Below are 25,133 nucleotides of genomic sequence, written 5' to 3'. Positions count from 1 at the left end.
CTCCCCGGCTGCACCGGGGCCGGCTCTTAGGCCTTGACCTGGATGAAGCCGTCCAGGTCGCGCAGGATGGCGGCCTTCGGCTTGGCGCCGACGATGGTCTTGGCGACCTCGCCGCCCTGGTAGACGTTCAGCGTCGGGATGGACATGACGCCGTACTTGGCGGCCGTGGCGGGGTTCTGGTCGATGTTGAGCTTGACGATCTCGATCTGGTCGCCGTACTCGGCCGCGATCGCCTCCAGCGACGGGGCGATCTGGCGGCACGGACCGCACCACTCGGCCCAGAAGTCCACGAGCACGGGCTTGTCGCTGCCCAGGACCTCGGCGTCGAAGTCTGCGTCAGTCACGTTCTTGAGGGTGCCGGCCACAGCGGCCTCCTTTTTTCCTGCGGGTGGGGTGTAGGGGGGGTGGTGCGGGGTCAGACGGTCGCGGCGGCGGGCTCGGCGTCCGAGAGGGCGGCCAGGAAGCGCTCCGCGTCGAGAGCGGCGGAGCAGCCGGTGCCGGCGGCGGTGATCGCCTGGCGGTAGGTGTGGTCCACGACGTCGCCGGCGCCGAAGACACCGGTGACGTTGGTGCGCGTCGAGGGGGCGTCGACCTTCAGGTAGCCCTCGTCGTCCAGGTCGAGCTGGCCGGTGAACAGCTCGGTGCGCGGGTCGTGTCCGACGGCGATGAACAGGCCGGTCACGGGGAGCTCGGAGGTCTCGCCGGTCTTGGTGTTGCGCAGGGTCAGACCGGAGAGCTTCTGCTCACCGTGGATCTCGGCGACCTCGCTGTCCCAGGCGAAGCTGATCTTCGGGTCGGCGAAGGCGCGGTCCTGCATGGCCTTGGAGGCGCGCAGGGTGTCACGGCGGTGGACGATCGTGACGGACTTGGCGAACCGGGAGAGGAAGGTCGCCTCCTCCATCGCGGTGTCGCCGCCGCCGACCACGGCGATGTCCTGGTCCTTGAAGAAGAACCCGTCGCAGGTCGCGCACCAGGAGACGCCGCGTCCGGAGAGCGCGTCCTCGTTGGGCAGGCCGAGCTTGCGGTGCTGGGAGCCTGTGGTGACGATGACGGCCTTGGCGCGGTGGACCGTGCCGGCGGTGTCGGTGACGGTCTTGATCTCACCGGTGAGGTCCACGGAGACGACGTCGTCCGGGACGAGCTCCGCGCCGAAGCGCTCGGCCTGCGCACGCATGTTGTCCATGAGGTCCGGGCCCATGATGCCCTCGCGGAAGCCGGGGAAGTTCTCGACCTCGGTGGTGTTCATCAGCGCGCCGCCGGCGGTGACGGCACCCTCGAAGACCAGGGGGTTGAGCGAAGCGCGTGCGGTGTACAGGGCGGCCGTGTAACCGGCCGGCCCGGAGCCGATGATGATCACGTTTCGTACGTCGCTCACGGGTTCTTTCCTCGTCTCTGCGGACTTCGTGCTGCCTACCGGGGGCCGGTGCGGACTCTCACCCCACCCAACGGATCCTACGGCGCGTGCATTCCCCTGCCGTCACCCTCTGCCTAGGAATGCGCCGCGCGCGAAGTCCTTCAGCTGCGGGGATAGGTCTGGGTGAGAAGTGGCTTTTCCAGGGTCGCGGAGGGGTTGTCCGCACAGCCGGAGGCCACGAGGTAGGCGTCCACCAGGGCGGGGTCCTGGGTATGGGGCAGGACGACGAGGTAGACCGGTGTGCCCTGGTAGCGGCCCGGTTCGGCGGCGAGGGGGGCCTCGGTGCGGCCGGTCGCCCGTTGGACGCACGCAGGGACCGCGGCCGGGGCCGGCTCCGGCGAGCCCGGCCGCTCGGCGGGGGCGAGCCCGGGAGAGGGGTTGTCCAGCTGCATGGTCCGGTTCGTGTCCCCGGGTGCCGTCTCGGGAGCGTTCGCGGCAGGGCCGGCGGCCAGGAGCCGGTGGACGTTCTGCCGGAGTCCCTGGGCGGTGTACTCGCCGGGGGCGGCCGAGCCGGCGGCCCGCACGGTGTTGTTGCTCGTGGCGGTGTCGTGGGCGCCGGTTCCGGTGAGCCCGTTGAAGAGGAGGACGCCGAGTGCGCAGGCGGCCGCCCCGGCCAGGCCGGCGAGGACGGCGATCCGGCGGCGGGCGCGGCGACGGCCGGGCCCGGTTGAGCCGGACGGGTGACCGGCCGGCCGGCGGGCCTCGGTCCGGCCCGGGGTGCCGGGCGTTGTTTCACGTGAAACATCGTCCGAGGCGCGCGGTTCGGGGGCGGAGGGGGCCTCGGCCCGGGACGAGGTGGAGTCGAGCAGGGCCTCGGCGGCGAGGGCCGCGTCGATGCGTCCGGCGATCTCGGAGGGCATTCGCGGCGGTCCGGGCAGGGTGCCCAGCAGGGAGCGGATCTCCTCCAGGGAGGCCAGGACGTCGGCGCACAGGGCGCAGTCCGCGAGGTGGCGGCGGACCTCGGCGGTGCGGGAGGGGGAGAGGAGCCCTTCGGTCAGGTCGGAGATCTCCGAGACCTCCGGGTGCCGGATCGTGCCGGCGGTGCCGGTTGTCGGGGTCACGGTCGTCCACCTCCGCCCTTCACAGGGTCTGGGTCCGGTTCGGGATGCCTGGGGTCTGCCGCAGATGGGACGGGTGCCCCCGGCGTCCGGTTCCTTGCCCGCTCGGTGGCGGTGTTATCCCCGGCATTCGTGCGCAGATGAGTGAGGAGCGGGAGGAGTTTCGCCCGGCCGCGCGCGCACCGGCTCTTGACCGTTCCGACGGGGACGTCGAGGACTGCGGCGGCTTCGGCGACGGGGTATCCCTGCATGTCGACGAGGACGAGGGCGGCACGCTGGTCGGCCGGGAGGGTGGCGAGGGCGGCCAGGAGCTGGCGGTGGAGGTCGTGGCGTTCGGCGGGGGCCTCGGCGGACTCGTGCGGCTCCAGGAGGCGCTCCAGGCGCTCCGTGTCGTCCAGGGGCGCGGTCCGGCGGGAGGCGGCCCTGCGGGCACGGTCCAGACAGGCGTTGACGGTGATCCGGTGCAGCCAGGTGGTCACCGCGGAGTTCCCGCGGAAGGTGTGGGCGGCCCGGTAGGCGGAGACCAGGGCGTCCTGGACGGCGTCGGCCGCCTCCTCCCGGTCGCCGAGGGTCCGCAGGGCGACGGCCCACAGCCGGTCGCGGTGCCGCCGCACCAGCTCACCGAAGGCTTCCGGATCCCCGGCGACGTGCAGGGCCAGGAGTTCCTGGTCGCTGCGGTCGCCGGCTGCGGCTTCGTCCAACGGTGAGCCCCTCCCCTGCCGTGCGTCAGCCCTTGAACTTCACGTCCGTGATGCCCTGCTTGTAGCCGGCGCCGCTGTAGTCGTCGTAGCCCGCGTATGGCATCTCGGTGATCCACAGGAGCACGTAGCGCGTCTTGACCGGCTTGTCCGTGGTCAGCTTGGCGCTGTTGACCTTGGTGGTCGTGCCCGCGATCTTCTTCATCGACGCGAGCCTGGTCTTGGGCTGCAGACCGTCGACCGCGTACAGCGTCAGGGTGGTGTGGTCGCCCGCGTGCCTGAGCCCTATCGAGGCTTCGCTGACCTCCTGCTCGGAGCCGAGGTCGTAGACGATGCCGACGCCTTCCTTGATCACGATCTTCGGGCCGTCGGAGAAGCTCTTGGTCCGCCAGTAGCTGGAGGTGTCCCCGTCGTACGTCTTGCCGACGTCAGCGGCGTTCTGCGGGACGCCGTCCGGGGCGTACTCCTTCGCGTCCTTGACGGCGAGCGGAGCGGGGTCCTTCTTCTCCGGGGCGGGGCCCTGCTGCTGTGGCTGGGTCGTCTCGTTGTTGTTCTGCTTGCCGTGGCCCAGGAGGGCGTCGGCAAGCTGCCAGCTGCCCAGACCCAGGGCGGCGATCAGGAGGGCGGCGACACCCCACTTCAGGGCGCGGCCCGTACGGCTCTGCAGCGGGGGCGGCGGGGGCACCGGGACCGTGATCGGCGTCGTGGGCATGCCGACGGGAGCCGGGCGGCCGTAGCTGCCCTGCTGGTAGGTGGTGTGCTGGTACTCCGGCGGCGCCGTGAAGGCGGGCTCCGGCGGCTTGATGCGGGGCATCGCCGCGACGGCCTTGGCCAGCTCCTCCGGAGTGGTGCAGGCCGGCTCCTGGCGGGAGGCGGTGGCCCCGTCGTTGGCGAGGGCGCGCATGGCGAGCTCGCCGAGGCCCCGGTGGACGCCGGCGCGGACCTGGTCGGGGGCGAGCAGGCCGACGCCCTTGGGCAGCCCGCGCAGGCCGTAGGCGTCGTTCTCGTACGGCCAGCGCTGGGTAAGGGCGGCGTACAGCAGTGCGCCGATGGCCTCGGTGTCCGCCCGCTGCGGGGTGTCACTGGTGATGCCGCGCAGGGCGGCGTTCACGGCGAGGCCGCGGATGCGGTACTGGCCCGTGGAGGTCCGCAGTATCGCGCTGGGGGTCAGGCGCAGGTGGGCCAGGCCCTCGCGGTGCGCGGCGGCCATGGCCTGGGAGACCTGGCTGACCAGCTGGTAGGCCTCGTGGGGCTCCAGGGTGCCGGCGGCGAGGACGGCCGTGAGCTCGGTGGCGTCCGGCAGCCACTCGTGGACGACGTAGACGAGGTCGTTCTCCTCGACGGCGTCGAGGACCTGGACGAACCGGGGGTCGCCGAGCAGGGCGGAGGAGCGGGCCGCCGCCAGGACGGTGCGAGCCCGGGGGTGGTCGGCGGGCAGGAGGTGGACCCCGACGGCGCGGCGCAGCTTCTCGTCCATCGCGCGCCAGCTGCTGAATCCGTCCAGACGGGTGACGCACTCCTCGAGGCGGTAGCGCCGCGCGAGCTTGTGGCCGCTGTGGAGTTCGGGCGCGGCCACGGGTGCCGCGCTTCTGCGTTCGCCGTCCTTCTCGGGCATGGGCTCGTCCGCGGCTCGTCCGTTCTGGGTGTCCACCCCGTCGGCCGTGGCCTTGGCCGCATCTGCGGCCAGCGGCTGGTCGCCGCTGTTGTCGGCCACGTCGACGGCAGCTGTGCTACGTTCCGCCACCGTCGTCCCTGCCTCCCCATCCGTTGCGCGCTGTCGGCCAGTCTGCGAAGCCATGCCAATTGTGCCCACAGTCCGGCGCTATGCACGACACACGATGGGGCCCGACGGTTGTGCGCATCAGCGACCCAGTCGGCCGCGGACCATTCCGACCATGGAGTTGAGCTCTTCGATGCGCATGCGCTTGGCGGCGAGGAGGAACACGGCCCCCAGCGCGATGCCTCCGGCGACCAGGGCGGCGACGGAACCGAGGGCTCCGCTGCCCAGGACCTGCATGACCCCGTAGGCGGCGGCGCCGGCCACCGCGGCGGCCGGGACGCACGCGCCGATCAGGCGGGTGTAGGTGCGCATCACGTGGGCGCCGTCGAGGTCCCCGCCGAGGCGGGCCTTGAGGCGGCGCCAGGCCACGCCGACGCCGACCAGGTAGCCGAGGCCGTAGGCGGCGGCCATGCCGACGACAGCCCAGCGTGCGGGCAGGACGAAGTAGGCGAGGGCCGAGACGGCGGCGTTGACGGCCGCGACGATGACGGTGTTGTAGAAGGGGGTCCGGGTGTCCTCGTAGGCGTAGAACCCGCGCAGGACCACGTACTGGACGGAGTACGGGATCAGGCCGAGGCCGAAGGCCATCAGCATGTAGCCGATGTTCACGGCGTCCTTGCCGGCGCTGGCGTAGAGCAGGGTGGCGATCGGGACGCCGAGCGCGAGGAAGGCGAAGGCGCAGGGCACGATGGCGACGGCCGAGGTGCGCAGGCCGTAGGAGATGTCGTCGCGGACCGCGGCGGCGTCGCCGTCGTGGGCGGACCGGGAGATCCGGGGCAGGACGGCGGTCATGACGGACACGGTGATGATGGCCTGCGGCATCTGCCACAGCAGGAGCGCGTATTGGTAGGCGGTGATGCCGGTACCGCCGTGGCCGAGCTTCTCCGCGGCCGTGCCGGCCGCGGTGGCGAGCTGGGTGACGACGACGAAGCCGATCTGGTTGGCGAGGACGAAGAAGAAGGTCCACTTCGCCAGGCCGACCGCCTTGCCGAGGCCGTGGCCCTTCCAGTCGAAGCGCAGGCGCGGCTTGAAGCCCGTCTCGCGCAGGTAGGGCAGCATCGCGAGGGCCTGGACGGCGAGGCCGAGCAGGGTGCCGATGCCCAGGAGGCGGACGCCTTCGGGGGTGATGGTCGCCTCGGAGACCCCGGAGGTGGTGAACCCGCCGAAGGCCCAGATGAAGGCGCCGAAGGTGGCGATGATGACGATGTTGTTGAGGACCGGGGTCCACATCATCGCGCCGAACCGGCCCCGGGCGTTGAGGATCTGACCGAGCACCACGTGGACGCCCATGAAGAACATCGTGGGCAGGCAGTAGTGGGCGAAGGCCACGGCGACGTCGAGGCGCTTCGGATCGCCGGCGATGGTCGGCGACATCATGCGGATGAAGATCGGGGCGGCGAGGACGCAGACGACGGTGACCGAGCCGAGCAGCGTGATGACGAGGGTGAGCAGGCGGTTGGCGTAGGCCTCGCCGCCGTCGTCGTCGTTCTTCATGGCGCGCACGAGCTGCGGGATGAAGACCGCGTTGAGGGCGCCGCCGCCGACGAGGACGTAGATCATCGTCGGCAGGGTGTTGGCGACCTGGAAGGAGTCGTTGAGGGAGGCGACGCCGATGGCGCCCGCGGTGATCAGGGTGCGGGCGAAGCCGGTGATGCGGGAGACGATCGTGCCGGCCGCCATCAGGGCGCTGGACTTGAGGAGGCTGGCGGCCTTGCCGGCGGGCTTGCTCGGGGCCGGGGCCGCGACGGGGGCCTCCTCGGCGGGGGCGCCGGGGGCTGCCTGCTGGTCGCGGTAGAGGTGCGTGAAGGCGTCGGGCTCGGGCTGCTCGTCGGAGGCGCTGGTCACGAGCGAGTCCACCCCGACGAACTGCGTCGTCGAGGCGTGGTCGCCGTACGGCAGGTGGCGGGACGGGCCGTCCGGCTCGGGCGGCGGGGTCTGGGCCCAGACGCGCGGGTCGGGACCGTGCGAGGGCGCCTGGGGCGCGGCGTACAGCGGACCCGGCTCCTGGTAGGTGCCCGGCGGCGGCGGGGGGTGCGAGGCGCGGTCGTAGAGGACCTCGGCGACGGGGTCCTGGGCCGACAGGTCCTGCGACCGGTACGGGTCGCGGTCGTAGGCGTCCTGGACGTACGGGTCGTGCTCCGGCGCGGCCGCGGGCGGCGGAACCTGCCCGGGCACCGGAGTGCCGGGGGCAGTGCCCTGGGCGGGCCCAGGCCCGCCCGCGCCCTGCGCGCGGTCACCGTCGTACGGCGCGTTCATCGCAACCCCACCTCATCGTCCCCAGGCCGACCGGCCACGGCATCGCTCAACGGTCCACTGTCTCACCCGTTCCGGACCCCTCTGTGCTTTGCGGTCCGGTGTCCGCGGTCCCGTCACTCGGCTGCGTGCTCTCCTCGGCGGCCGCGCGGGCGGCGACCCGCTTGCGGCTGGCGTACATCTTGATGCCGGCCAGGACCAGGAGGAGCACACCGCCGGCGATGACGAGCATGACGGTGGGGGTGATCTCGGTGGCCTCGACGGTGAACTTGCGTTCCTTGCCGTATGGCACGCCGTCCTTGGTGAACAGGCGCGCGGTGACCTCGACCGGACCACTTGCGGTGGCGTTGGCGGTGAACTTTACCGTCTGGCTGTGGCCGCCCTGAACGGTGACTTCCTGTTCCGATTCGCCGCTGTCGCCGAACATCAGGCGGGTCGGGTTGGCGGACTTCACCCTCAGTACAAGGTTGTGTACGTCCTGGACGAGGCTGTTCTGGACGCTGACCGGGATCGTCGCGCTATGTCCGGACAAGGTGGCGTCGGACTTGGGGATGACCTTGACCTTGTCGGTCAGCCCGAGCAGGTAGGACTGGACCTCGTCGCGGTAGCGGTCGGCCTCCTCGGGGCGGCCGCGCCAGGACGTGGACATCTCTCGGTTGGTGGTGTTGCCGAAGGGGATCTCGACCCGGTCCGGTGCCGTGAGGATGACCTTGAACCGGTCGAGGGTGCTCTGGGTGGTGCGGATCTTCTCGAACGCCGACACCGGGAGCTCCTGCCGGCTCAGGGCCTCGGGGTACTGGCCCGCGCCGGGGACCTGGGTCGCGGCTCCGGGGTCGGGCTTGGCGGCGGCCGCCGCCTCCAGGTCGGAGGGCTGGGTCCAGCGTGCGGCCTGGAGCCCGCGCAGTGCGGTGGCCATCGACTCCGCCTGGGTGGTGGAGGGCCGGCGCTGGGGCGCGACCACGTAGCTACGCGGCTCGTCGCCGCGCTGGAGGTTGAGCGCCAGGCTGTGGGCGAGGAACCGCTGCACTGCGAGCGTGGAGTTCCCGGCGCTCGCCATGTCGCCCTCGAAGGCGGTGGACAGGTCGGCGTCGGCGACCACGGCGGTGGTACCCGCGCCGATGGGACGGGCGGCGCTCGGGGTGTAGCCGAGGGCGCCGGTCTCCTGGAGGCTGTCGCTGCGGGTCAGCACATTGTGGGCGCCGGCCGAGGTGGCCACGTTCACGATCGACGGGTCGATCGCGCCGTCCACGGGCCAGGAGAAGTCGGTGGAGGGGGTGACGTGCAGCACGGTCTCGACGGCCTGCTTCGCCTTGTCGGTGGCGGGCCGCAGCTGGCCCAGTGTGCCGGAGACGTCCTTGCCGTGGTGGGCGAGGGAGGCGATGTCGGGGTCGGCGAACGGCAGGGCGACGACCTTCTTGCTCTGTACGGCGCTCTCCAGGGAGCTCAGCCACTGCTCGGCCACGGCCTTGTTCCGGCCCTGGACGGGCTTGCCGTCCGGGTCGGCGCTGCGCACCCGGTAGCCCTTGGTCATCGCGTCCACGGTGGCCAGCAGGTCGGGGTCGATGACCCAGGTGACGGGCAGGTCCTTGCCGAGCGAGACCATCCGCTCCAGCCGTCCGCCCGGCCGCAGCTCGTCGGCCAGGGAGTCGTCCTTGAAGACCGGGGTCTGGACCTCGTCCGAGCCGGTCTCGGCGGTGACACGGGTCGTGGAGACCAGCGGCCAGACGTAGGTGAGGGAGGACCGTTTGGCGGCCGGGTCCGGCTGCCAGGGCAGGAAGGTCCGCTGGATGCCGAGCACCTGCTCGGACGGGCGGCTGTCGGTGGTCCCGGACACGGAGACGCCCAGCTGGTAGACGCCGTCGGCGCCCAGGTCCAGCTTGTTCACCGGCACCTTGATCGTGAAGGGCTGACCCACCTTCGAGGGCAGGGAGTCGATCTTCACGGCGAAGGCCGGGTCGATCTCCCCCGGGTCGGCCCCGGGCCGGAAGCCCTTGCGGTCCGCCACCTCGTCGATGGCCGATCGGTCGCCCACCATGGGGCCGACGCGCAGCCCGACGTGGGCTCCCTTGATCGTCTCGCGGCCGTTGTTGACCACGGTCCCCTGGATGGTCAGCGTGTCGCTCTTGACCGGAGCGCTCGGCGACACCTCGGAAAGCTGCACGTCGACGGGGGAATCGGCGGCCTGCGCGGTGGGGGCGGGGGCGTAGACGAGGGCAGCCAGCACCGGCGTCCCGCTCAGCAGGACGACCGCCCGCCGCAGCCATCGGCGCCGGGCGGGGGCGGGGGCCGCCCCCTGGATGTCTGCCGCCTCGGCCACGCGCTCACCAGTCCCTCGAAGTGTCAGTGGTCGTCGGTTCTGCGTCCTCGCATGGTAACGAGGCGCGCTGTGCGCGAGTGCCGCGCCTTGCTCCACAAGATCGGTTCCGGATCCGTTCCGGTTCCCGGGCCGCAGCGCTGCTTCCCGGGCGAAACCGGGCGGCCCCGGCCGGGCGGGCCACGTACCCTTTTCTGTTGTGCCGAACGCCAATGAAGACAACCCCAGTGCCCTGAGTCAGGTGCAGCGCCGCGCGGTCAGTGAACTGCTGCGGGTCGCTCCCGTCGCCGACGAGCTCGGCCGCCGGTTCCAGGAGGCGGGCTTCCGCCTCGCCCTGGTCGGAGGGTCCGTACGCGACGCGCTGCTCGGGCGTCTCGGCAACGACCTCGACTTCACCACCGACGCGCGTCCCCAGGACGTACTGAAGATCGTGCGGCCGTGGGCCGACTCGGTCTGGGACGTCGGCATCGCCTTCGGTACGGTCGGTGCCCAGAAGGAAGGCTTCCAGATCGAGGTGACGACGTACCGCTCCGAGGCGTACGACCGCACCTCCCGCAAGCCCGAGGTCTCCTACGGCGACTCGATCGAGGAGGACCTGGTCCGCCGGGACTTCGCGGTCAACGCCATGGCGCTGGCCCTGCCGGAGCAGGAGTTCGTCGACCCGCACGGCGGTCTGGAGGACCTGGCCTCCGGCGTGCTGCGGACGCCCGGGACCCCGGAGGACTCCTTCTCCGACGACCCGCTGCGCATGCTGCGCGCGGCCCGGTTCGCGGCGCAGCTGGACTTCGAGGTCGCCCCCGAGGTCGTGGCGGCCATGAAGGCGATGGCCGACCGGATCGAGATCGTCTCGGCTGAGCGGGTGCAGGCCGAGCTGAACAAGCTGCTGCTCTCCGCCCACCCGCGCAAGGGCCTGGCCCTCCTGGTGGATACCGGTCTCGCCGACCGGGTCCTGCCGGAGCTGCCCGCGCTGCGGCTGGAGAGTGACGAACACCACCGGCACAAGGACGTCTACGACCACTCGCTGATCGTCCTGGAGCAGGCGATGGCGCTGGAGGAGGAGGGCCCGGACCTGGTCCTGCGTCTCGCCGCCCTGCTGCACGACATCGGCAAGCCCCGCACGCGCCGCTTCGAGAGCGACGGTCGGGTCTCCTTCCACCACCACGAGGTGGTGGGCGCGAAGATGACCAAGAAGCGCATGACGGCGCTGAAGTACTCGAACGACATGGTCAAGGACGTGTCCCGGCTGGTGGAGCTGCACCTGCGCTTCCACGGCTACGGTGACGGCGAATGGACCGACTCGGCGGTGCGGCGCTACGTCCGCGACGCGGGGCCGCTCCTGGACCGGCTGCACAAGCTGACCCGGTCCGACTGCACCACCCGCAACAAGCGCAAGGCCAACGCGCTCTCCCGCACCTATGACGGGCTGGAGGAGCGGATCGCGCAGCTCCAGGAGCAGGAGGAGCTGGACGCGATCCGCCCGGACCTGAACGGCAACGAGATCCAGCAGATCCTGGAGATCGCTCCGGGGCCGGCCGTGGGCAAGGCCTACGCCTTCCTGCTGGACCTCAGGCTGGAGAACGGCCCGATGGAGCGCGAGGCGGCGGTGGCGGCCCTCAGGCAGTGGTGGGCCGAGCAGGCTGCCCAGGGCTGACGGTCGCGGCGGCCGGGAGGGGTCGATGTTTCACGTGAAACACAGGGACCGTTTCACGTGAAACAGACCCCGTCACCGCTTCAGGTGGAGGAACACCGCCGTGGCGGCGTAGATCAGGGCCGTGGCCAGGAGCAGGGCCGCGGACCGGCCGTCGGCGGGGAGCATCAGTGAGGACACCGCGGCCGCCCCGACGAACGCCACGTTGAACAGCACGTCGTAGACGGAGAAGACCCGGCCCCGGTAGTCGTCGTCCACCCGGGACTGCACCACGGTGTCCGTGGAGATCTTGGCCCCCTGCGTGGCGACACCGAGGGCGAAGGCCGCGACGAGCATGGGCTCCGGGGCGAAGAAGAGGCCGAGGGCCGGTACGAGGACGGCGGCGCCGGCCGCGCAGACGGTGATCCAGCGCAGCGGTCCCAGTCGGCCGACCATCCAGGGGGTGACCACGGCGGCCGCGAAGAAGCCCGCCCCGGAGACCCCGACGGCGATCCCCAGCAGGGCCAGGCCGTCCGACTCGTTCTCCGACCACGCGTAGCGGCAGAGCATCAGGAGCATCACGGTGAGGGCCCCGTACGCGAAGCGCATCAGCGTCATGGCGGTGAGGGCCCGGGCCGCCTCCCGCCGCCCGGCCAGATGCCGCAAGCCCTCGACCATGCCGCGGACGGTGAGGGCGACCCCTTCGGCGATCGACGGGCGCGTGCGGCCGGGAGGGTGGTCCGGCCCCAGGAGGCCGATGGCCAGCCGTAGCGCCACCAGCCCCGCGCACAGGTACAGGCCGGCCCCGACCAGGACGACGAGCGCGTTGGACCCCGAGCCGAGCAGCTGGACGAGGAAGGCCAGCCCTCCGCCGGCCACGGCCGCGAGCGTTCCGGCGGTGGGCGAGAGGGCGTTCGCGGTGACCAACTGGTCGGAGTCCACGACATGGGGCAGGGAGGCCGCGAGTCCGGCGAGGACGAAGCGGTTGACGGCCGTCACGGACAGGGCCGAGCCGTAGAAGAGCCAGTCGGGGACGTGCGCGACGATCAGTACGGCGGTACCGCAGGCGAGCAGGGACCGCAGCAGGTTGCCGTAGAGGAAGACCTGGCGGCGGCGCCACCGGTCGAGCAGCACTCCGGCGAAGGGGCCGATGAAGGAGTAGGGCAACAGGAGTACGGCCATCGCGGAGGCGATGGCCGCGGCTGAGGTCTGCTTCTCCGGGGAGAAGACCACATAGGTGGCCAGCGCGACCTGGTACGTCCCGTCGGCGGCCTGGGACAGCAGCCGTACGGCGAGCAGGTTGCGGAAGTCCCTCCGGCGCAGGAGTACGCGCAGATCACGTACGACGGGCATGTGGGCAAGGGTCACATACACCGAGGGTCTCCGGACACATAGCCCGGAGACCCTCGGTGGAAGAACCGTCGAAGAGCAGGTGTCCCGGGGGACCCTGGACCCGACCGGCGGCGCGACTAGCGCTCGACCTCGCCCTTGATGAACTTCTCGACGTTGGCCAGGGCCTCGTCGTCGAAGTACTGGACCGGCGGGGACTTCATGAAGTAGCTGGAGGCCGACAGGATCGGGCCGCCGATGCCGCGGTCCTTGGCGATCTTCGCAGCGCGCAGGGCGTCGATGATGACACCGGCGGAGTTCGGGGAGTCCCACACCTCGAGCTTGTACTCGAGGTTCAGCGGGACGTCGCCGAAGGCGCGGCCCTCGAGGCGGACGTAGGCCCACTTGCGGTCGTCGAGCCACGCGACGTAGTCGGACGGGCCGATGTGGACGTTCTTCTCGCCGAGCTCGCGATCGGGGATCTGCGAGGTGACGGCCTGCGTCTTGGAGATCTTCTTCGACTCGAGGCGGTCGCGCTCGAGCATGTTCTTGAAGTCCATGTTGCCGCCGACGTTGAGCTGCATGGTGCGCTCGAGGCGGACGCCGCGGTCTTCGAACAGCTTGGCCATCACGCGGTGCGTGATGGTCGCGCCGACCTGGGACTTGATGTCGTCGCCGACGATCGGGACACCGGCCTCGGTGAACTTGTCGGCCCACTCCTTGGTGCCGGCGATGAAGACCGGGAGGGCGTTGACGAAGGCGACCTTGGCGTCGATGGCGCACTGGGCGTAGAACTTGGCCGCTTCCTCGGAACCGACCGGGAGGTAGCAGACCAGGACGTCGACCTCGCGGTCCTTGAGGACCTGGACGACGTCGACCGGGGCCTCGGAGGACTCCTCGATCGTCAGGCGGTAGTACTTGCCGAGACCGTCGAGGGTGTGGCCGCGCTGGACCGTGACGCCCTTGTTCGGGACGTCGCAGATCTTGATGGTGTTGTTCTCGCTGGCGCCGATGGCGTCCGAGAGGTCCAGGCCGACCTTCTTCGCGTCGACGTCGAAGGCAGCGACGAACTCGACGTCACGGACGTGGTAGTCGCCGAACTGGACGTGCATCAGACCCGGGACCTTGGTGGCCGGGTCGGCGTCCTTGTAGTACTCGACGCCCTGCACCAGCGAGGCGGCGCAGTTGCCCACGCCGACGATGGCTACGCGAACCGAACCCATTCCGGTTGCTCCCTGTTTATTCTCGGAACGAGGCCTGCGAGATGCAGGTCTCACTTTGCTGTTTCGTCGGGCGGACCGGGTCGTCTCTGGTCCCGTCCCGCCCTCTCGCTCTCGATGAGCTCGTTCAGCCAGCGCACTTCACGCTCGACGGATTCCATTCCGTGCCGCTGCAGCTCGAGCGTGTAGTCGTCCAGGCGCTCCCGCGTACGGGCGAGCGAGGCGCGCATCTTCTCCAGGCGCTCCTCCAGCCGGCTGCGACGGCCCTCCAGCACGCGCATCCGCACTTCCCGTTCGGTCTGGCCGAAGAAGGCGAAGCGGGCGGCGAAGGACTCGTCCTCCCATGTGTCGGGGCCGGTGTGGGAGAGGAGCTCTTCGAAGTGCTCCTTACCTGCTGCCGTCAACCGATAGACGATCTTGGCGCGGCGCCCTGCGAGTGAAGCGGCGAGAGCGTCTTCCGGGGCGTGCCCCGGTTCTTCGATCAACCAGCCGTTGGCGACCAGCGTCTTCAGGCAGGGGTAGAGAGTCCCGTAGCTGAACGCCCTGAATACCCCCAGCGAGGTGTTGAGCCGCTTGCGGAGCTCGTAGCCGTGCATGGGGGATTCGCGAAGCAGGCCGAGCACGGCGAACTCGAGGATGCCGGAGCGTCTGCTCATCCGCCTGCTCCTCTCTGCCTCGGAGTTTATGTCGAGCTGATGTATCGGCTCGATACATCCAGACCATAGATCGGGGCGCTCCCGGCGACAAGCCAAGACATGGTGACCGGCGTCACATCACCAATTCATACGATGCAAGTTGCCTGATTTGGGGTGAACTTCGGCACTCATTGGGTTTTGGCCGTGCGTAGGCTGTGCGGAAGGACCACCGGGGGGAACCGGAATCACCTGCCGCTTCCAGGCCACTCGCCTGCCCGAGGAGTAGTCGTTCGATGAGCGAGCACCGCCGCAAACCGCCGCAGCCCCAGGGCGGCGGCCGCGCCGCGTCCCGCCGGGCTGCCCAGCCGCGCCCCGGCCGGGGCCCCGGTCCCGGACGGGACCTCCCCGCCGCACCGCCGGGCGGACCCTACGCGGACCAGAGTGCCCACAGCAGCCGCACCGACGCCCGCCGGGGTGCCCAGCGCCCCGCCCCCGGCCGAGGACGCCCAGGTGGGAAGGGGGGAGACGGCCGCACGCGGCTCATCGACTACCCCCGTGCCGGAAAGGCCGGGTGGAAGCGGTTCGTGCCCTCCTGGAAGCTGGTGACCGGCAGCATCCTCGGCTTCTTCGCCGTCGTCATCGCCGGGGCCGGCGTCGGCATCGCCATGGTCGGCACCCCGGACGCGAACAAGGCGGCCAAGGCACAGAACAACGTCTTCCAGTGGGCCGACGGCTCTCAGATGGTCGCCACCGGCGGGTCCACGAACCGGCAGATCATCCCGATAGACCAGATTCCGGTCTCCATGCGGAATGCCGTGATCGCGGCGGAGAACGAGTCCTTCGAAACGGACAAAGGCGTCGACCCGATGGGTATCGCCCGCGCCGTGGTGAACATGGCCACGGGTGGTTCGACCCAGGGTGGCTCCACCATCACCCAGCAGTACGTCAAGAACACCTACCTCGACTCCGAGCAGACGCTCAAGCGCAAGGTCACCGAGCTCTTCATCGCGATCAAGCTGGGTGCCACCGAGGAGAAGGACAACGTCCTCGCGGGCTACCTGAACACGGCCTACTTCGGCCGTGACGCCTACGGCATCCAGGCCGCCGCCCGTGCCTACTTCGGCAAGGACGCCAAGGACCTCAACCCGTCCGAGAGCGCCTTCCTCGCCTCCCTGCTCAAGGGCCCCAACCTCTACAACCCGGACGGCGGCATCGGCTCCGCGGCCACCCCCGAGGCCAACGAGAAGCGCGCCCGGGCGCGCTGGGCGTGGGTGCTCGACCGCGAGGTCGCCGTGCACCGCATGGAGCAGTCCGAGCGGGACAAGTACAAGGAATTCCCCGCCCGGGTCGACCTCGCCCAGGCGAGCGGCATGTCCGGCCAGACCGGCTACCTCGTCGAGGTGGCCAAGTCGTACGTGATGAAGACGGCCGACATCAGCGCCGAGAAGATGGCCCTCGGCGGCTACACCATCCGCACCACCTTCCAGAAGCCCAAGGTGGACGCCCTGTCCAAGGCGGTCGAGGACACCCGCAACGACTTCCTCGACGAGAAGAAGCGGCCGGAGTACGACACCTTCGTGCAGTTCGGGGCCGCCTCCGTCGACGTGAAGACCGGCGCGATCGTCGCCCTCTACGGCGGCCCCGGCTGGGACCACAAGTACTTCGCCAACAACGCCAACACCTCCGGCGTCCCCGTCGGCTCGACCTGGAAGCCGTACGTGCTGGCCGCGGCCATGGAGTACGGCACGCAGAACTCCAAGGGCTCCGGCATCTCGGCGATGAGCAAGTACAACGCCAACGACCTCACGGTGATCAACGACCGCTCGGGCAAGCCGCTGCTCGGCCCCGACGGCCAGCCGTTCAAGCAGAAGAACGAGAGCGAGTACCCGTACGGCTACGTGACCCTGAACGAGGCGATGGAGAAGTCCATCAACGTCCCGTTCGCCCAGCTCGTCTTCGACGTCGGCCACAGCAAGGTCCGCCAGGTCGCGAAGTCCACCGGCATCCTGGAGGAGTCGATGGACGAGAACAACAACGCGTCTTTCGCCCTCGGCACCTCGACGCCCAGCGCCATCCGCATGGCCGACTCCTACGCCACCTTCGCCGCGTCCGGGACGCACCACGAGCCCTTCTCCGTGCTCCAGGTCAAGAAGGACGGCAAGGACGTGCCGGGGTTCCAGGCCCCCAAGGAGTCCCGGGCCATGGACAACTCCGTCGCGGACAACATCACCAAGGTCCTGCGGAACGTCGTGGAGAACGGCACCGGCACCAAGGCCAAGAAGCTGGGCCGGCCCGCCGCGGGCAAGACCGGTACCACCGACCAGAACAAGTCGGCCTGGTTCGTCGGCTACACCCCGGAGCTGTCCACCTCGGTCACGCTCTTCCGCAACGACCCGAACTCCAAGGACAAGAAGCTCATGTCCATGAACCACGTGGGCGGTGTCGACTCCATCCACGGTGGTGACATCCCCACGGTGATCTGGACCGAGTACATGCGCGAGGCCCTCAAGGGCACCCCGGTCAAGGACTTCCCGGAGGCCCAGGACCTGGGCGTCGTCGCCGACGCCGCCGGCGCCCCCTCGCCGACCCCCTCGGCGTCCGTGTCGCCGTCCGGATCGCCGTCGGCCTCGCCGTCGACCTCCCCGTCCACGTCCGTGTCGCCCTCCCCGTCCCAGGGGGGCAAGCCCTGCAAGCCCAGGCCCTGGAACCTGTGCGACCCGCAGACCGCGGCCGGTACGAGCACCGGAGCGGGCGGTGACACGGGAGGGACCACCGACCAGCCCTCCCCGCCCGCAACGGGCCGCCCCGGACGCCAGGGCGGTACGACCACCTGGGGCAGCATCATGGGCACCCAGGGCTGACCCCGCCCCGCCCGCACCACCGAGGGCCGTCGCACACCGTGCGGCGGCCCTCCCCCGTGTCCGGGCCGGTACGGCAGGATGAGCCCATGACCAAGGTGCACGAGGACCAGTCGCCCGTCCTGCCCACGCAGCAGGACGAGGTGGCCGCCGCCGGCAGCGAACTCATCGGCGGGCCGGCCGGCCGGTACGCCCGGCTGGGCGGCCACTGGCTGACCCCCGTCCGCGTCGTGGTTCTCGTGGCCCTCGGCATGTTCGCGCTCGGCATGGTGCAGAAGCTGCCCTGCTACGACTGGGCCTGGTTCCAGGGAGCGGGCTCGCAGTACACCCACGCCTGCTACTCCGACATCCCGCACCTGTACTCCGCCCGCGGCTTCGCCGACGGCCTCGTGCCCTACCGCGACCGGTTCCCGGACCTGGCGGTCGACCCGAAGTACGGGGGCATGCAGTACCTGGAGTACCCGGTGCTCACCGGGGCCTTCATGCAGGTGGCCTCCTGGCTGACCCCCTCGTCCGGGGCCATCCAGCACCGCGAGCAGATGTACTGGATGGTCAACGCGGGCATGCTGATGGCCTGCGCCGCGGTCATCGCCGTCTGCGTCGCCCGGACCCACCGGCGCCGCCCCTGGGACGCCCTGCTGCTCGCCCTGGCCCCCGCCTTCGCGCTCAACGCGACCATCAACTGGGACCTGCCGGCCGTCGCCCTCGCCGCCGCCGCGATGCTGATGTGGTCGCGCGGCCGTCCGCTGCTGAGCGGCGTCCTCATCGGCCTGGCGACCGCGGCCAAGCTCTATCCCGTGCTGCTGCTCGGCGTGCTGTTCGTCCTGTGCTGGCGGGCCGGGAAGTGGCGGGCCTTCGGCGCCGCCGCGGCGGGCGCGGTCGTCTCGTGGCTCGTGGTCAACCTGCCGGTCATGCTCTACGCCTGGGACGGCTGGAAGCGGTTCTACGAGTTCAGCCAGGAACGCCCGATCGACTTCGGCTCCGTCTGGCTGCTGATCTCCCAGCGCACCGGCAACCCGCTGGAGGGGGCCAACACGTACGCGACCGGGCTGACCCTGCTGCTGTGCCTGGGCATCGGCCTGCTCGCGCTGACGGCTCCCAGGCGGCCCCGGTTCGCCCAGCTGGCCTTCCTGGTCGTCGCCGCCTTCATCCTGGCCAACAAGGTCTACTCGCCGCAGTACGTCCTCTGGCTCGTCCCGCTCGCCGCGCTGGCCCGGCCGCGCTGGCGCGACTTCCTGATCTGGCAGGCCGGCGAGATCGCCTACTTCCTGGGCATCTGGTTCTACCTCGCCTACACGACCAGCGGAGACAAGCACCAGGGGCTGCCGCTGGAGGGCTACCAGCTGGCCATCGCCGTCCACCTGGCGGCCACGCTCTACCTGTGCGCGGTCGTCGTACGGGACGTCCTGCTGCCCGAGCGCGACGTCGTACGGCGCGACGGCTCGGACGACCCGTCCGGCGGCGTCCTGGACGGGGCCGAGGACGTCTTCGTGCTCGGGGAAAGGGCGAAGGCGCCGCGGTACGCGGCGCCTTCGGAAGGACAGCGGGTCGCCTGGGGCATGGACCCGGACCAAGGGCACTGACCACCCCGCGGGGCGTGCCCGCGGGGTCCGGATCAGGCGTCGAGCACCCGGTCGAACTGCGTCGTGGTGTGGCGCAGGTGGGCCACCAGCTCGTCGCCCACCTTCGGCTCGGTCGCGTCCGAGGGCACGAACAGGATCGACACCTGCATGTGCGGGGGCTCGGCGAACCAGCGCTGCTTGCCCGCCCAGACGAAGGGCGAGAGGTTGCGGTTGACGGTGGCCAGGCCCGCCCGGGCGACGCCCTTGGCGCGCGGCATGACCCCGTGCAGGGCCTTGGGGGCCTCCAGGCCCACCCCGTGCGAGGTGCCGCCCGCGACCACGACCAGCCAGCCGTCGGAGGCGGCCTTCTGCTGGCGGTAGCCGAAACGGTCCCCCTTGACCACGCGCGTGACGTCCAGGACCGCGCCCCGGTACTGGGTGGCGTCGTGGTCGCCCAGCCACAGCCGGGTGCCGATGCGGGCGCGGAAGCGGGTCTGCGGGAACTGCTGCTGGAGCCGGGCGAGCTCCTCGGCGCGCAGGTGGCTGACGAACATGGTGTGCAGCGGCAGACCGGCCGCACGCAGCCGGTCCATCCAGCCGATGACCTCCTCGACGGCGTCCGAGCCGTCCGGGCGGTCCAGCGGCAGGTGCAGGGCGAAGCCCTCCAGCCGGACGTCCTCGATCGCCGACTGGAGAAGACCCAGGTCCTGCTCGGAGATGCCGTGGCGGCGCATCGAGCTCATGCACTCGATGACCACGCGGGCGCCGACCAGGCCGCGGACCCCGTCCACGGAGGACACCGAACGGATCACCCGGTCCGGCAGCGGCACCGGCTCCTCACCCCGCCGGAAGGGGGTGAGGACGAGCAGGTCTCCGCCGAACCAGTCCTTGATGCTCGCGGCCTCGTACGTCGTCCCGACGGCCAGGATGTCGGCGCCCATCCGGGTCGCCTCCTCGCACAGCCGCTCGTGGCCGAAGCCGTAGCCGTTGCCCTTGCAGACGGGGATCAGACCGGGGAACTGGTCGGTGACCGTCTTCTGGTGCGCACGCCAGCGCGCGGTGTCGACGTAGAGCGTGAGCGCCATGCCCGTCCGGAGCCTCTCTGGGAAAGCTGCGTGGTGCAGCTGTGCGGTGTGTGGGGAAGGGGCGGGGTCAGCGACGCGACATATACATGTCGAGCGCCTTGTGGAGGACCTTGTTGAGCGGGAAGTCCCACTCGCCGACGTACTCGACCGCCTCGCCGCCCGTACCGACCTTGAACTGGATCAGGCCGAACAGGTGGTCGTTCTCGTCCAGGGTGTCACTGATGCCGCGCAGGTCGTAGACGCTGGCGCCGAGCGCGTACGAGTCGCGCAGCATGCGCCACTGCATGGCGTTCGAGGGGCGGACCTCGCGCTTGTGGTTGGCGGAGGCGCCGTAGGAGTACCAGACGTGCTGGCCGACCGTCAGCATCGTGGCGGCCGCGAGCGGTTCGCCCTCGTGCTTGGCGATGTACAGCCGCATGCGGTTGGGGTCCTCGGAGTTGAGGGCCGTCCACTGGCGCTGGAAGTAGCTGAGCGGTCGCGGGCGGAACTTGTCGCGCTCGGCCGTGATCTCGTAGAGGTACTGCCAGGTGGGCAGGTCCTCGTAGCCGCCCTGGACGACCTCGACGCCGGCCTTCTCGGCCTTCTTGATGTTGCGGCGCCACAGCTGGTTGAAGCCCTTGAGGACGTCGTCCAGCGAGCGGTTGGCCAGCGGCACCTGGAAGACGTAGCGGGGCTGGACGTCGCCGAATCCGGCGCCGCCGTCCTCGCCCTGCTGCCAGCCCATGCGGCGCAGCTTGTCGGACACCTCGAAGGCGCGGGGCTCGATGTACGAGGCCTCCACGTCGCGCAGGCGCTTGACCTCGGGGTCCTGGATGCCGGCCTTGATGGCGGCGGAGTTCCAGCGGCGGATGACGACGGGCGGGCCCATCTTCACGGTGAAGGCGCCCTGCTGCTTGAGGTGCGCCAGCATCGGCTGGAGCCACTCCTCCAGGTTGGGGGCGTACCAGTTGATGACCGGGCCCTCGGGGAGGTAGGCGAGGTACCGCTTCACCTTGGGCAGCTGGCGGTACAGGACGAGTGCCGCACCGACGAGTTGGCCGGACTTGTCGAACCATCCGAGGTTCTCCGAGCGCCACTCGTTCTTGACGTCGGCCCATGCCGGGACCTGGCAGTGGCTAGCCGAGGGCAGGCTCTGGAGGTACGCCAGATGCTGCTCTCGGCTGATGGTGCTCAGGGACAGGCTCATGCGGGGTGTCTCCTCCGGCGGCTTCGCTGGCTATGGCGCGAAGCCTACTGCGACGGGGGCGCCACCCATCTGGGGGACGGGCCGTAGTCCGGGCCGGTGTCCGGCCGGCGCCCTGTCGAGGAGATCCCCCGGTCAGCCCATCAGGCCGCCGAAGAGGCCGCCGTGCGCCATACCGAGGAAGAAGCCGATGCCAGACGCACCAAGGCCGATGATCAGTGCGAAGCGCTCGCGTGTCGTCTCGGAGATGAACTGCCCGTAGGCGCCGGTCACGATCCCGATCAGTCCCGTCCAGGAGCTGAGCAGGTGCAGATTGTGGAAGAACGCAGTGACGAACGCCACGGCGCCGAGGACCAGGGTGACCGCCATCAGGGTGTCCTGGAGCGGGTGGGGCTTGCCGTCGGTCGCGAGCAGGGAGATGGGCGGACGATCCATTGCCTGTGCCATCGGAAGGCACCTCCTGGCTGGAGCGGAGTGGTGTGGCGGTGCGGCCGCCGGCCTGCGCCGGGGGCGTAGCACCGAGCACACCCGTTGCCTACAGATTGTGGCCCCCTCCTGCCGGATTTCAACCGGAAGGAGTCGAGCAGGTAGTCTGTACGGTCTGCGCGGTGTCTGCTCTCAGGCATCGTGCGGCACGCATCACGACCCTCCTGCCACGGATCGACCGTGGCCGCTGAGTCCAAAGGAGGTGGGTTCCACATGCGTCACTACGAAGTGATGGTCATCCTCGACCCCGATCTCGAGGAGCGCGCTGTCTCCCCGCTGATCGAGAACTTCCTCTCCGTCGTCCGTGAGGGCAACGGAAAGGTCGAGAAGGTCGACACCTGGGGCCGTCGTCGTCTCGCTTACGAGATCAAGAAGAAGCCCGAGGGCATCTACTCGGTCATCGACCTGCAGGCCGAGCCTGCGGTCGTCAAGGAGCTCGACCGCCAGATGAACCTGAACGAGTCGGTTCTCCGGACCAAGGTCCTTCGCCCCGAGACCCACTGAACTCCGGTTCAGCGGTAATCGGGATCGAGTAGCACAGCAGCCCAGCAGCAATCCCCGCCGAGAGGTTCATCCATGGCAGGCGAGACCGTCATCACGGTCGTCGGCAATCTCGTCGACGACCCCGAGCTGCGCTTCACCCCCTCGGGTGCGGCGGTCGCGAAGTTCCGTGTCGCGTCCACCCCCCGCACCTTCGACCGTCAGACCAACGAGTGGAAGGACGGCGAGAGCCTGTTCCTGACCTGCTCGGTGTGGCGGCAGGCGGCCGAGAACGTCGCCGAGTCCCTCCAGCGGGGCATGCGCGTCATCGTGCAGGGCCGGCTGAGGCAGCGGTCGTACGAGGACCGTGAGGGTGTCAAGCGCACGGTCTACGAGCTGGACGTCGAGGAAGTCGGCCCCAGCCTGAAGAACGCCACGGCCAAGGTCGCCAAGACCACCGGTCGCGGTGGCCAGGGTGGATACGGCGGCGGCGGTCAGCAGCAGGGCGGCGGCGGCTGGGGAGCCCCCAGCGGCGGTCCCCAGGGTGGCGGAGCTCCCTCCGACGACCCGTGGGCGTCCAGCGCGCCGGCCGGTGGCCAGCAGCAGGGCGGCGGCGGGGGCGGCTGGGGCGGAAGCTCCGGCGGCTCCGGCGGCGGCTACTCGGACGAGCCTCCCTTCTAGGGCAGCTCGTAACCCCACTTCTTGATCACACAGGAGAGACACCATGGCGAAGCCGCCTGTGCGCAAGCCTAAGAAGAAGGTCTGCGCGTTCTGCAAGGACAAGACCGCGTACGTGGACTACAAGGACACGAACATGCTGCGGAAGTTCATTTCCGACCGCGGCAAGATCCGTGCCCGCCGCGTTACCGGCAACTGCACGCAGCACCAGCGTGACGTCGCCACGGCCGTGAAGAACAGCCGTGAGATGGCGCTGCTGCCCTACACGTCCACCGCGCGCTAAGGAAAGGGTGACCGACCAATGAAGATCATCCTGACCCACGAGGTTTCTGGCCTCGGTACCGCCGGCGATGTCGTCGACGTCAAGGACGGTTACGCTCGCAACTACCTGGTCCCGCGTGGTTTCGCGATCCGCTGGACCAAGGGTGGCGAGAAGGACGTGGCGCAGATCCGCCGCGCCCGCAAGATCCACGAGATCGCGACCATCGAGCAGGCCAACGAGGTCAAGGCCAAGCTCGAGGGCGTGAAGGTCCGTCTGGCCACCCGCGCGGGTGACGCCGGTCGCCTCTTCGGTTCCGTCACCCCGGCCGACATCGCCACGGCGATCGAGGCTTCCGGTGGCCCGAAGGTCGACAAGCGCCGCGTGGAGCTGGGCTCCCCGATCAAGACCCTCGGTTCGTACCAGGTCTCCGTGCGTCTGCACGCCGAGGTCGCCGCGAACGTGGGCATCGAGGTCGTCGCCGCCTAAGGGCAGCGCATGAAGGGCCGCACCCTCCGGGGTGCGGCCCTTCGTCGTTCCCGGGTCGGCGTCCACCGGGCGTCCCGCGGTGGACGCCGGACGCCCCGGCATGTTTCACGTGAAACACGAGCGGGAGTGTCCCTGCACGGCACCGCCCGGTTACCGGGTGGCGCCCGCCACCAGCCACCGTCCCGAGCGGGCGCGCCACTGGAGGGTGGCCATCCGGACCAGCATCATCAGCGTCATGGCGAACCAGAGCGCCGTCAGGCCGCCGCCCATGACGGGGACGAGCAGTGCGGCCGGGGCGAACACCACGAGGGTCAGCAGCATGGCCCGGGCGAGGTAGGGGCCGTCACCGGCGCCCATCAGCACCCCGTCGAGGATGAACACGACCCCGCAGACCGGCTGGGCCAGGGCCACGACCAGGAGCGCCGGGAGCAGGGCCTCCTCGACCACCGGGTCGGTGGTGAAGAGCGGGATGAGCAGGGGGCGGGCCAGGACGACCAGCAGGCCCAGGACGAGGCCCGAGCCGATGCCCCACCGCACCATGCGGCGGCAGACGTCCCGGGCGCCCTCCGTGTCGCCGGCGCCCAGGTAGAGGCCGATGATGGCCTGCCCCGCGATGGCGATCGCGTCCAGGGCGAAGGCGAGCAGGCTCCACAGGGAGAGCGCGATCTGGTGGGCGGCGATGTCGGCATCCCCGAGCCGGGCCGCCACCGCGGTCGCGATCATCAGGATGGCGCGCAGGGACAGTGTGCGCACCAGCAGTGGCACGCCTGCCTGGGCGCTGGCGCGGATGCCGGCCCGGTCGGGCCGCAGGGAGGCTCCGTGCCGGCGGGCGCCCCGGATCACCACCCAGAGGTAGGCGACGGCCATGGCGCACTGGGCGACGACCGTGCCCCAGGCGGACCCTGCGATGCCGAGCCCGGCGCCGTAGACGAGGGCCACGTTCAGGGCGCCGTTGAGGGCGAAGCCCCCGACGGCCACGTAGAGCGGCGTCCGGGTGTCCTGGAGGCCGCGGATGACCCCGGTGGCCGCGAGCACCATGAGCATGGCCGGGATGCCGAGCGCGGAGACGCGCAGGTACGTGACCGCGTACGGGGCGACGGTGTCCGAGGCGCCGAAGAGTGAGATCAGCGTCGGCGCGGCGGCCAGGACGAGGACGACGACCGCCGCCCCGAGCAGCAGGGCGAGCCAGATGCCGTCCATGCCCTGCCGGATGGCCGCGCGGAGGTCGCCGGCGCCCACCCGGCGGGCCACGGCCGCGGTGGTGGCGTAGGCGAGGAAGACGAAAATGCTCACGGCGGTCGTGAGCAGGGCGGCGGCGACTCCGAGACCAGCCAGCTGGGGGGTGCCGAGATGGCCCACGATGGCGCTGTCGGCCATCACGAAGAGCGGCTCGGCGACGAGGGCGCCGAAGGCGGGGAGGGCGAGGGCGAGTATCTCGCGGTCGTGCCGCCTCGGGGCGGCCTTCTCAGCCGGGGGGGCCTGTGTCATGTGCTCAATCTAATCTTCCACAGGTAATAGATGCAATCGCCTTGTGGCTCTTACGCGGTCGCTGACTTGGGAGTTCTCGGCGCACCGTCCGGGGCGATCTTGGGACAGTGGCCAAGAATTTTCTCTGCAGTCGGCGGTGGAGAAGGAAATCGCAGGTCAGTGGCGGTGTAGGGGTGGGCCGGGTGATTTTGTCCACAGCGTCGTCCCCCGGTCTGTGCACAGCTTCGGGGGACTTAC

21 protein-coding genes are annotated in these 25,133 nt (G+C 70.4%); 7 read left to right on the top strand and 14 right to left on the bottom strand.

Features of this window, described 5'->3' with window-relative positions; translation table 11 throughout:
- Positions 1 to 26 precede the first annotated feature (26 nt).
- The 7 genes from trxA to ACFY15_RS06000 all read right to left on the bottom strand — a co-directional run bounded on the left by trxA (position 27) and on the right by ACFY15_RS06000 (position 9,520).
- Entirely contained in the window at positions 27 to 365 is a 339-nt protein-coding gene (gene trxA, locus ACFY15_RS06030; protein WP_042810505.1) for a thioredoxin, read from the bottom strand.
- A gap of 50 nt (positions 366 to 415) precedes the next feature.
- Positions 416 to 1,375: a thioredoxin-disulfide reductase gene (gene trxB, locus ACFY15_RS06025; protein WP_366454107.1), complete on the bottom strand. Its 960-nt coding sequence runs from the start codon at positions 1,373 to 1,375 to the stop codon at positions 416 to 418.
- 140 nt (positions 1,376 to 1,515) lie between these two features.
- Complete coding sequence (locus ACFY15_RS06020) at positions 1,516 to 2,475, bottom strand: anti-sigma factor family protein (protein WP_390686188.1); 960 nt, start codon at positions 2,473 to 2,475, stop codon at positions 1,516 to 1,518.
- Positions 2,472 to 3,173, bottom strand: a complete 702-nt coding sequence (gene sigM, locus ACFY15_RS06015; RefSeq protein ID WP_390686187.1) for an RNA polymerase sigma factor SigM — start codon at positions 3,171 to 3,173, stop codon at positions 2,472 to 2,474. The genes ACFY15_RS06020 and sigM overlap by 4 nt, the downstream gene beginning before the upstream one ends.
- A 25-nt stretch (positions 3,174 to 3,198) precedes the next feature.
- Entirely contained in the window at positions 3,199 to 4,914 is a 1,716-nt protein-coding gene (locus ACFY15_RS06010; protein WP_390686186.1) for a protein kinase family protein, read from the bottom strand.
- Between the two features lie 117 nt (positions 4,915 to 5,031).
- Positions 5,032 to 7,206, bottom strand: a complete 2,175-nt coding sequence (gene murJ / locus ACFY15_RS06005; protein ID WP_390686185.1) for a murein biosynthesis integral membrane protein MurJ — start codon at positions 7,204 to 7,206, stop codon at positions 5,032 to 5,034.
- Between the two features lie 46 nt (positions 7,207 to 7,252).
- Positions 7,253 to 9,520 carry a DUF6049 family protein gene (locus ACFY15_RS06000; RefSeq protein ID WP_390686184.1) on the bottom strand — a complete coding sequence of 756 codons (2,268 nt, stop codon included), beginning with the start codon at positions 9,518 to 9,520 and terminating at the stop codon, positions 7,253 to 7,255.
- 196 nt (positions 9,521 to 9,716) lie between these two features.
- Between ACFY15_RS06000 and ACFY15_RS05995 the strand changes: the two genes are divergently transcribed.
- Complete coding sequence (locus ACFY15_RS05995) at positions 9,717 to 11,168, top strand: CCA tRNA nucleotidyltransferase (protein ID WP_390686183.1); 1,452 nt, start codon at positions 9,717 to 9,719, stop codon at positions 11,166 to 11,168.
- Between the two features lie 72 nt (positions 11,169 to 11,240).
- Here ACFY15_RS05995 and ACFY15_RS05990 read toward each other — a convergent pair whose 3' ends face one another.
- From ACFY15_RS05990 to ACFY15_RS05980, 3 genes are all read right to left on the bottom strand, one after another.
- On the bottom strand, positions 11,241 to 12,497 hold the full coding sequence (locus ACFY15_RS05990; RefSeq protein WP_390686182.1) for an MFS transporter: 1,257 nt from the start codon (positions 12,495 to 12,497) through the stop codon (positions 11,241 to 11,243).
- Positions 12,498 to 12,613: 116 nt separating this feature from the next.
- Entirely contained in the window at positions 12,614 to 13,696 is a 1,083-nt protein-coding gene (locus ACFY15_RS05985) for an inositol-3-phosphate synthase (protein ID WP_390686181.1), read from the bottom strand.
- A gap of 50 nt (positions 13,697 to 13,746) precedes the next feature.
- Positions 13,747 to 14,349: a helix-turn-helix transcriptional regulator gene (locus ACFY15_RS05980; protein WP_390686180.1), complete on the bottom strand. Its 603-nt coding sequence runs from the start codon at positions 14,347 to 14,349 to the stop codon at positions 13,747 to 13,749.
- A 272-nt stretch (positions 14,350 to 14,621) separates the two neighbouring features.
- Here ACFY15_RS05980 and ACFY15_RS05975 point away from each other — a divergent pair, with 272 nt between their 5' ends.
- Together ACFY15_RS05975 and ACFY15_RS05970 are read left to right on the top strand one after the other, a co-directional pair.
- Complete coding sequence (locus ACFY15_RS05975; RefSeq protein ID WP_390686179.1) at positions 14,622 to 17,189, top strand: transglycosylase domain-containing protein; 2,568 nt, start codon at positions 14,622 to 14,624, stop codon at positions 17,187 to 17,189.
- 86 nt (positions 17,190 to 17,275) lie between these two features.
- Positions 17,276 to 18,769 (top strand): glycosyltransferase family 87 protein, encoded by a 1,494-nt coding sequence (locus tag ACFY15_RS05970; protein ID WP_390686178.1) that lies wholly within the window; start codon positions 17,276 to 17,278, stop codon positions 18,767 to 18,769.
- Positions 18,770 to 18,801: 32 nt separating this feature from the next.
- Here ACFY15_RS05970 and ACFY15_RS05965 read toward each other — a convergent pair whose 3' ends face one another.
- The 3 genes from ACFY15_RS05965 to ACFY15_RS05955 form a co-directional block, all read right to left on the bottom strand.
- Positions 18,802 to 19,833 (bottom strand): alanine racemase, encoded by a 1,032-nt coding sequence (locus ACFY15_RS05965; protein ID WP_390686177.1) that lies wholly within the window; start codon positions 19,831 to 19,833, stop codon positions 18,802 to 18,804.
- Between the two features lie 67 nt (positions 19,834 to 19,900).
- Positions 19,901 to 21,019 (bottom strand): peptidoglycan bridge formation glycyltransferase FemA/FemB family protein, encoded by a 1,119-nt coding sequence (locus tag ACFY15_RS05960; protein WP_042810209.1) that lies wholly within the window; start codon positions 21,017 to 21,019, stop codon positions 19,901 to 19,903.
- Positions 21,020 to 21,151: 132 nt separating this feature from the next.
- The gene (locus ACFY15_RS05955; RefSeq protein ID WP_390686176.1) at positions 21,152 to 21,463 is read right to left on the bottom strand and encodes a hypothetical protein; all 312 of its coding nucleotides are present in this window, start codon (positions 21,461 to 21,463) and stop codon (positions 21,152 to 21,154) included.
- A 252-nt stretch (positions 21,464 to 21,715) separates the two neighbouring features.
- Between ACFY15_RS05955 and rpsF the strand changes: the two genes are divergently transcribed.
- The 4 genes from rpsF (at position 21,716) to rplI (ending at position 23,408) form a co-directional block, all read left to right on the top strand.
- On the top strand, positions 21,716 to 22,006 hold the full coding sequence (gene rpsF / locus ACFY15_RS05950; RefSeq protein WP_004950685.1) for a 30S ribosomal protein S6: 291 nt from the start codon (positions 21,716 to 21,718) through the stop codon (positions 22,004 to 22,006).
- Between the two features lie 72 nt (positions 22,007 to 22,078).
- Entirely contained in the window at positions 22,079 to 22,663 is a 585-nt protein-coding gene (locus ACFY15_RS05945) for a single-stranded DNA-binding protein (RefSeq protein WP_390686175.1), read from the top strand.
- Positions 22,664 to 22,706: 43 nt separating this feature from the next.
- Positions 22,707 to 22,943: a 30S ribosomal protein S18 gene (gene rpsR, locus ACFY15_RS05940; protein WP_005315025.1), complete on the top strand. Its 237-nt coding sequence runs from the start codon at positions 22,707 to 22,709 to the stop codon at positions 22,941 to 22,943.
- Positions 22,944 to 22,961: 18 nt separating this feature from the next.
- Positions 22,962 to 23,408 carry a 50S ribosomal protein L9 gene (gene rplI, locus ACFY15_RS05935; RefSeq protein WP_351877611.1) on the top strand — a complete coding sequence of 149 codons (447 nt, stop codon included), beginning with the start codon at positions 22,962 to 22,964 and terminating at the stop codon, positions 23,406 to 23,408.
- Positions 23,409 to 23,558: 150 nt separating this feature from the next.
- Here rplI and ACFY15_RS05930 read toward each other — a convergent pair whose 3' ends face one another.
- A complete protein-coding gene (locus ACFY15_RS05930) occupies positions 23,559 to 24,896 on the bottom strand; it encodes an MATE family efflux transporter (RefSeq protein ID WP_390825097.1) in 1,338 nt (445 codons plus the stop codon).
- Between the last annotated feature and the right edge of the window lie 237 nt (positions 24,897 to 25,133).

The organism is Streptomyces sp. NPDC001373 (assembly GCF_042895815.1).
GTDB lineage: Bacteria > Actinomycetota > Actinomycetes > Streptomycetales > Streptomycetaceae > Streptomyces.
The sequence above is the reverse complement of the archived record's forward strand: the minus strand, read 5'-3'. Positions and strand labels throughout refer to the sequence as shown.

Coding starts and splice junctions, on each gene's coding strand:
- rpsR (WP_005315025.1), top strand. CDS start 22,707: ATGGCGAAGCCGCCTGTGCGCAAGCCTAAGAAGAAGGTCTGCGCGTTC.
- ACFY15_RS05980 (WP_390686180.1), bottom strand. CDS start 14,349: ATGAGCAGACGCTCCGGCATCCTCGAGTTCGCCGTGCTCGGCCTGCTT.
- ACFY15_RS05965 (WP_390686177.1), bottom strand. CDS start 19,833: ATGGCGCTCACGCTCTACGTCGACACCGCGCGCTGGCGTGCGCACCAG.
- ACFY15_RS05975 (WP_390686179.1), top strand. CDS start 14,622: ATGAGCGAGCACCGCCGCAAACCGCCGCAGCCCCAGGGCGGCGGCCGC.
- rpsF (WP_004950685.1), top strand. CDS start 21,716: ATGCGTCACTACGAAGTGATGGTCATCCTCGACCCCGATCTCGAGGAG.
- ACFY15_RS05985 (WP_390686181.1), bottom strand. CDS start 13,696: ATGGGTTCGGTTCGCGTAGCCATCGTCGGCGTGGGCAACTGCGCCGCC.
- ACFY15_RS05990 (WP_390686182.1), bottom strand. CDS start 12,497: ATGCCCGTCGTACGTGATCTGCGCGTACTCCTGCGCCGGAGGGACTTC.
- ACFY15_RS05930 (WP_390825097.1), bottom strand. CDS start 24,896: ATGACACAGGCCCCCCCGGCTGAGAAGGCCGCCCCGAGGCGGCACGAC.
- ACFY15_RS05970 (WP_390686178.1), top strand. CDS start 17,276: ATGACCAAGGTGCACGAGGACCAGTCGCCCGTCCTGCCCACGCAGCAG.
- rplI (WP_351877611.1), top strand. CDS start 22,962: ATGAAGATCATCCTGACCCACGAGGTTTCTGGCCTCGGTACCGCCGGC.
- ACFY15_RS05945 (WP_390686175.1), top strand. CDS start 22,079: ATGGCAGGCGAGACCGTCATCACGGTCGTCGGCAATCTCGTCGACGAC.
- ACFY15_RS05955 (WP_390686176.1), bottom strand. CDS start 21,463: ATGGCACAGGCAATGGATCGTCCGCCCATCTCCCTGCTCGCGACCGAC.
- ACFY15_RS05960 (WP_042810209.1), bottom strand. CDS start 21,019: ATGAGCCTGTCCCTGAGCACCATCAGCCGAGAGCAGCATCTGGCGTAC.
- murJ (WP_390686185.1), bottom strand. CDS start 7,206: ATGAACGCGCCGTACGACGGTGACCGCGCGCAGGGCGCGGGCGGGCCT.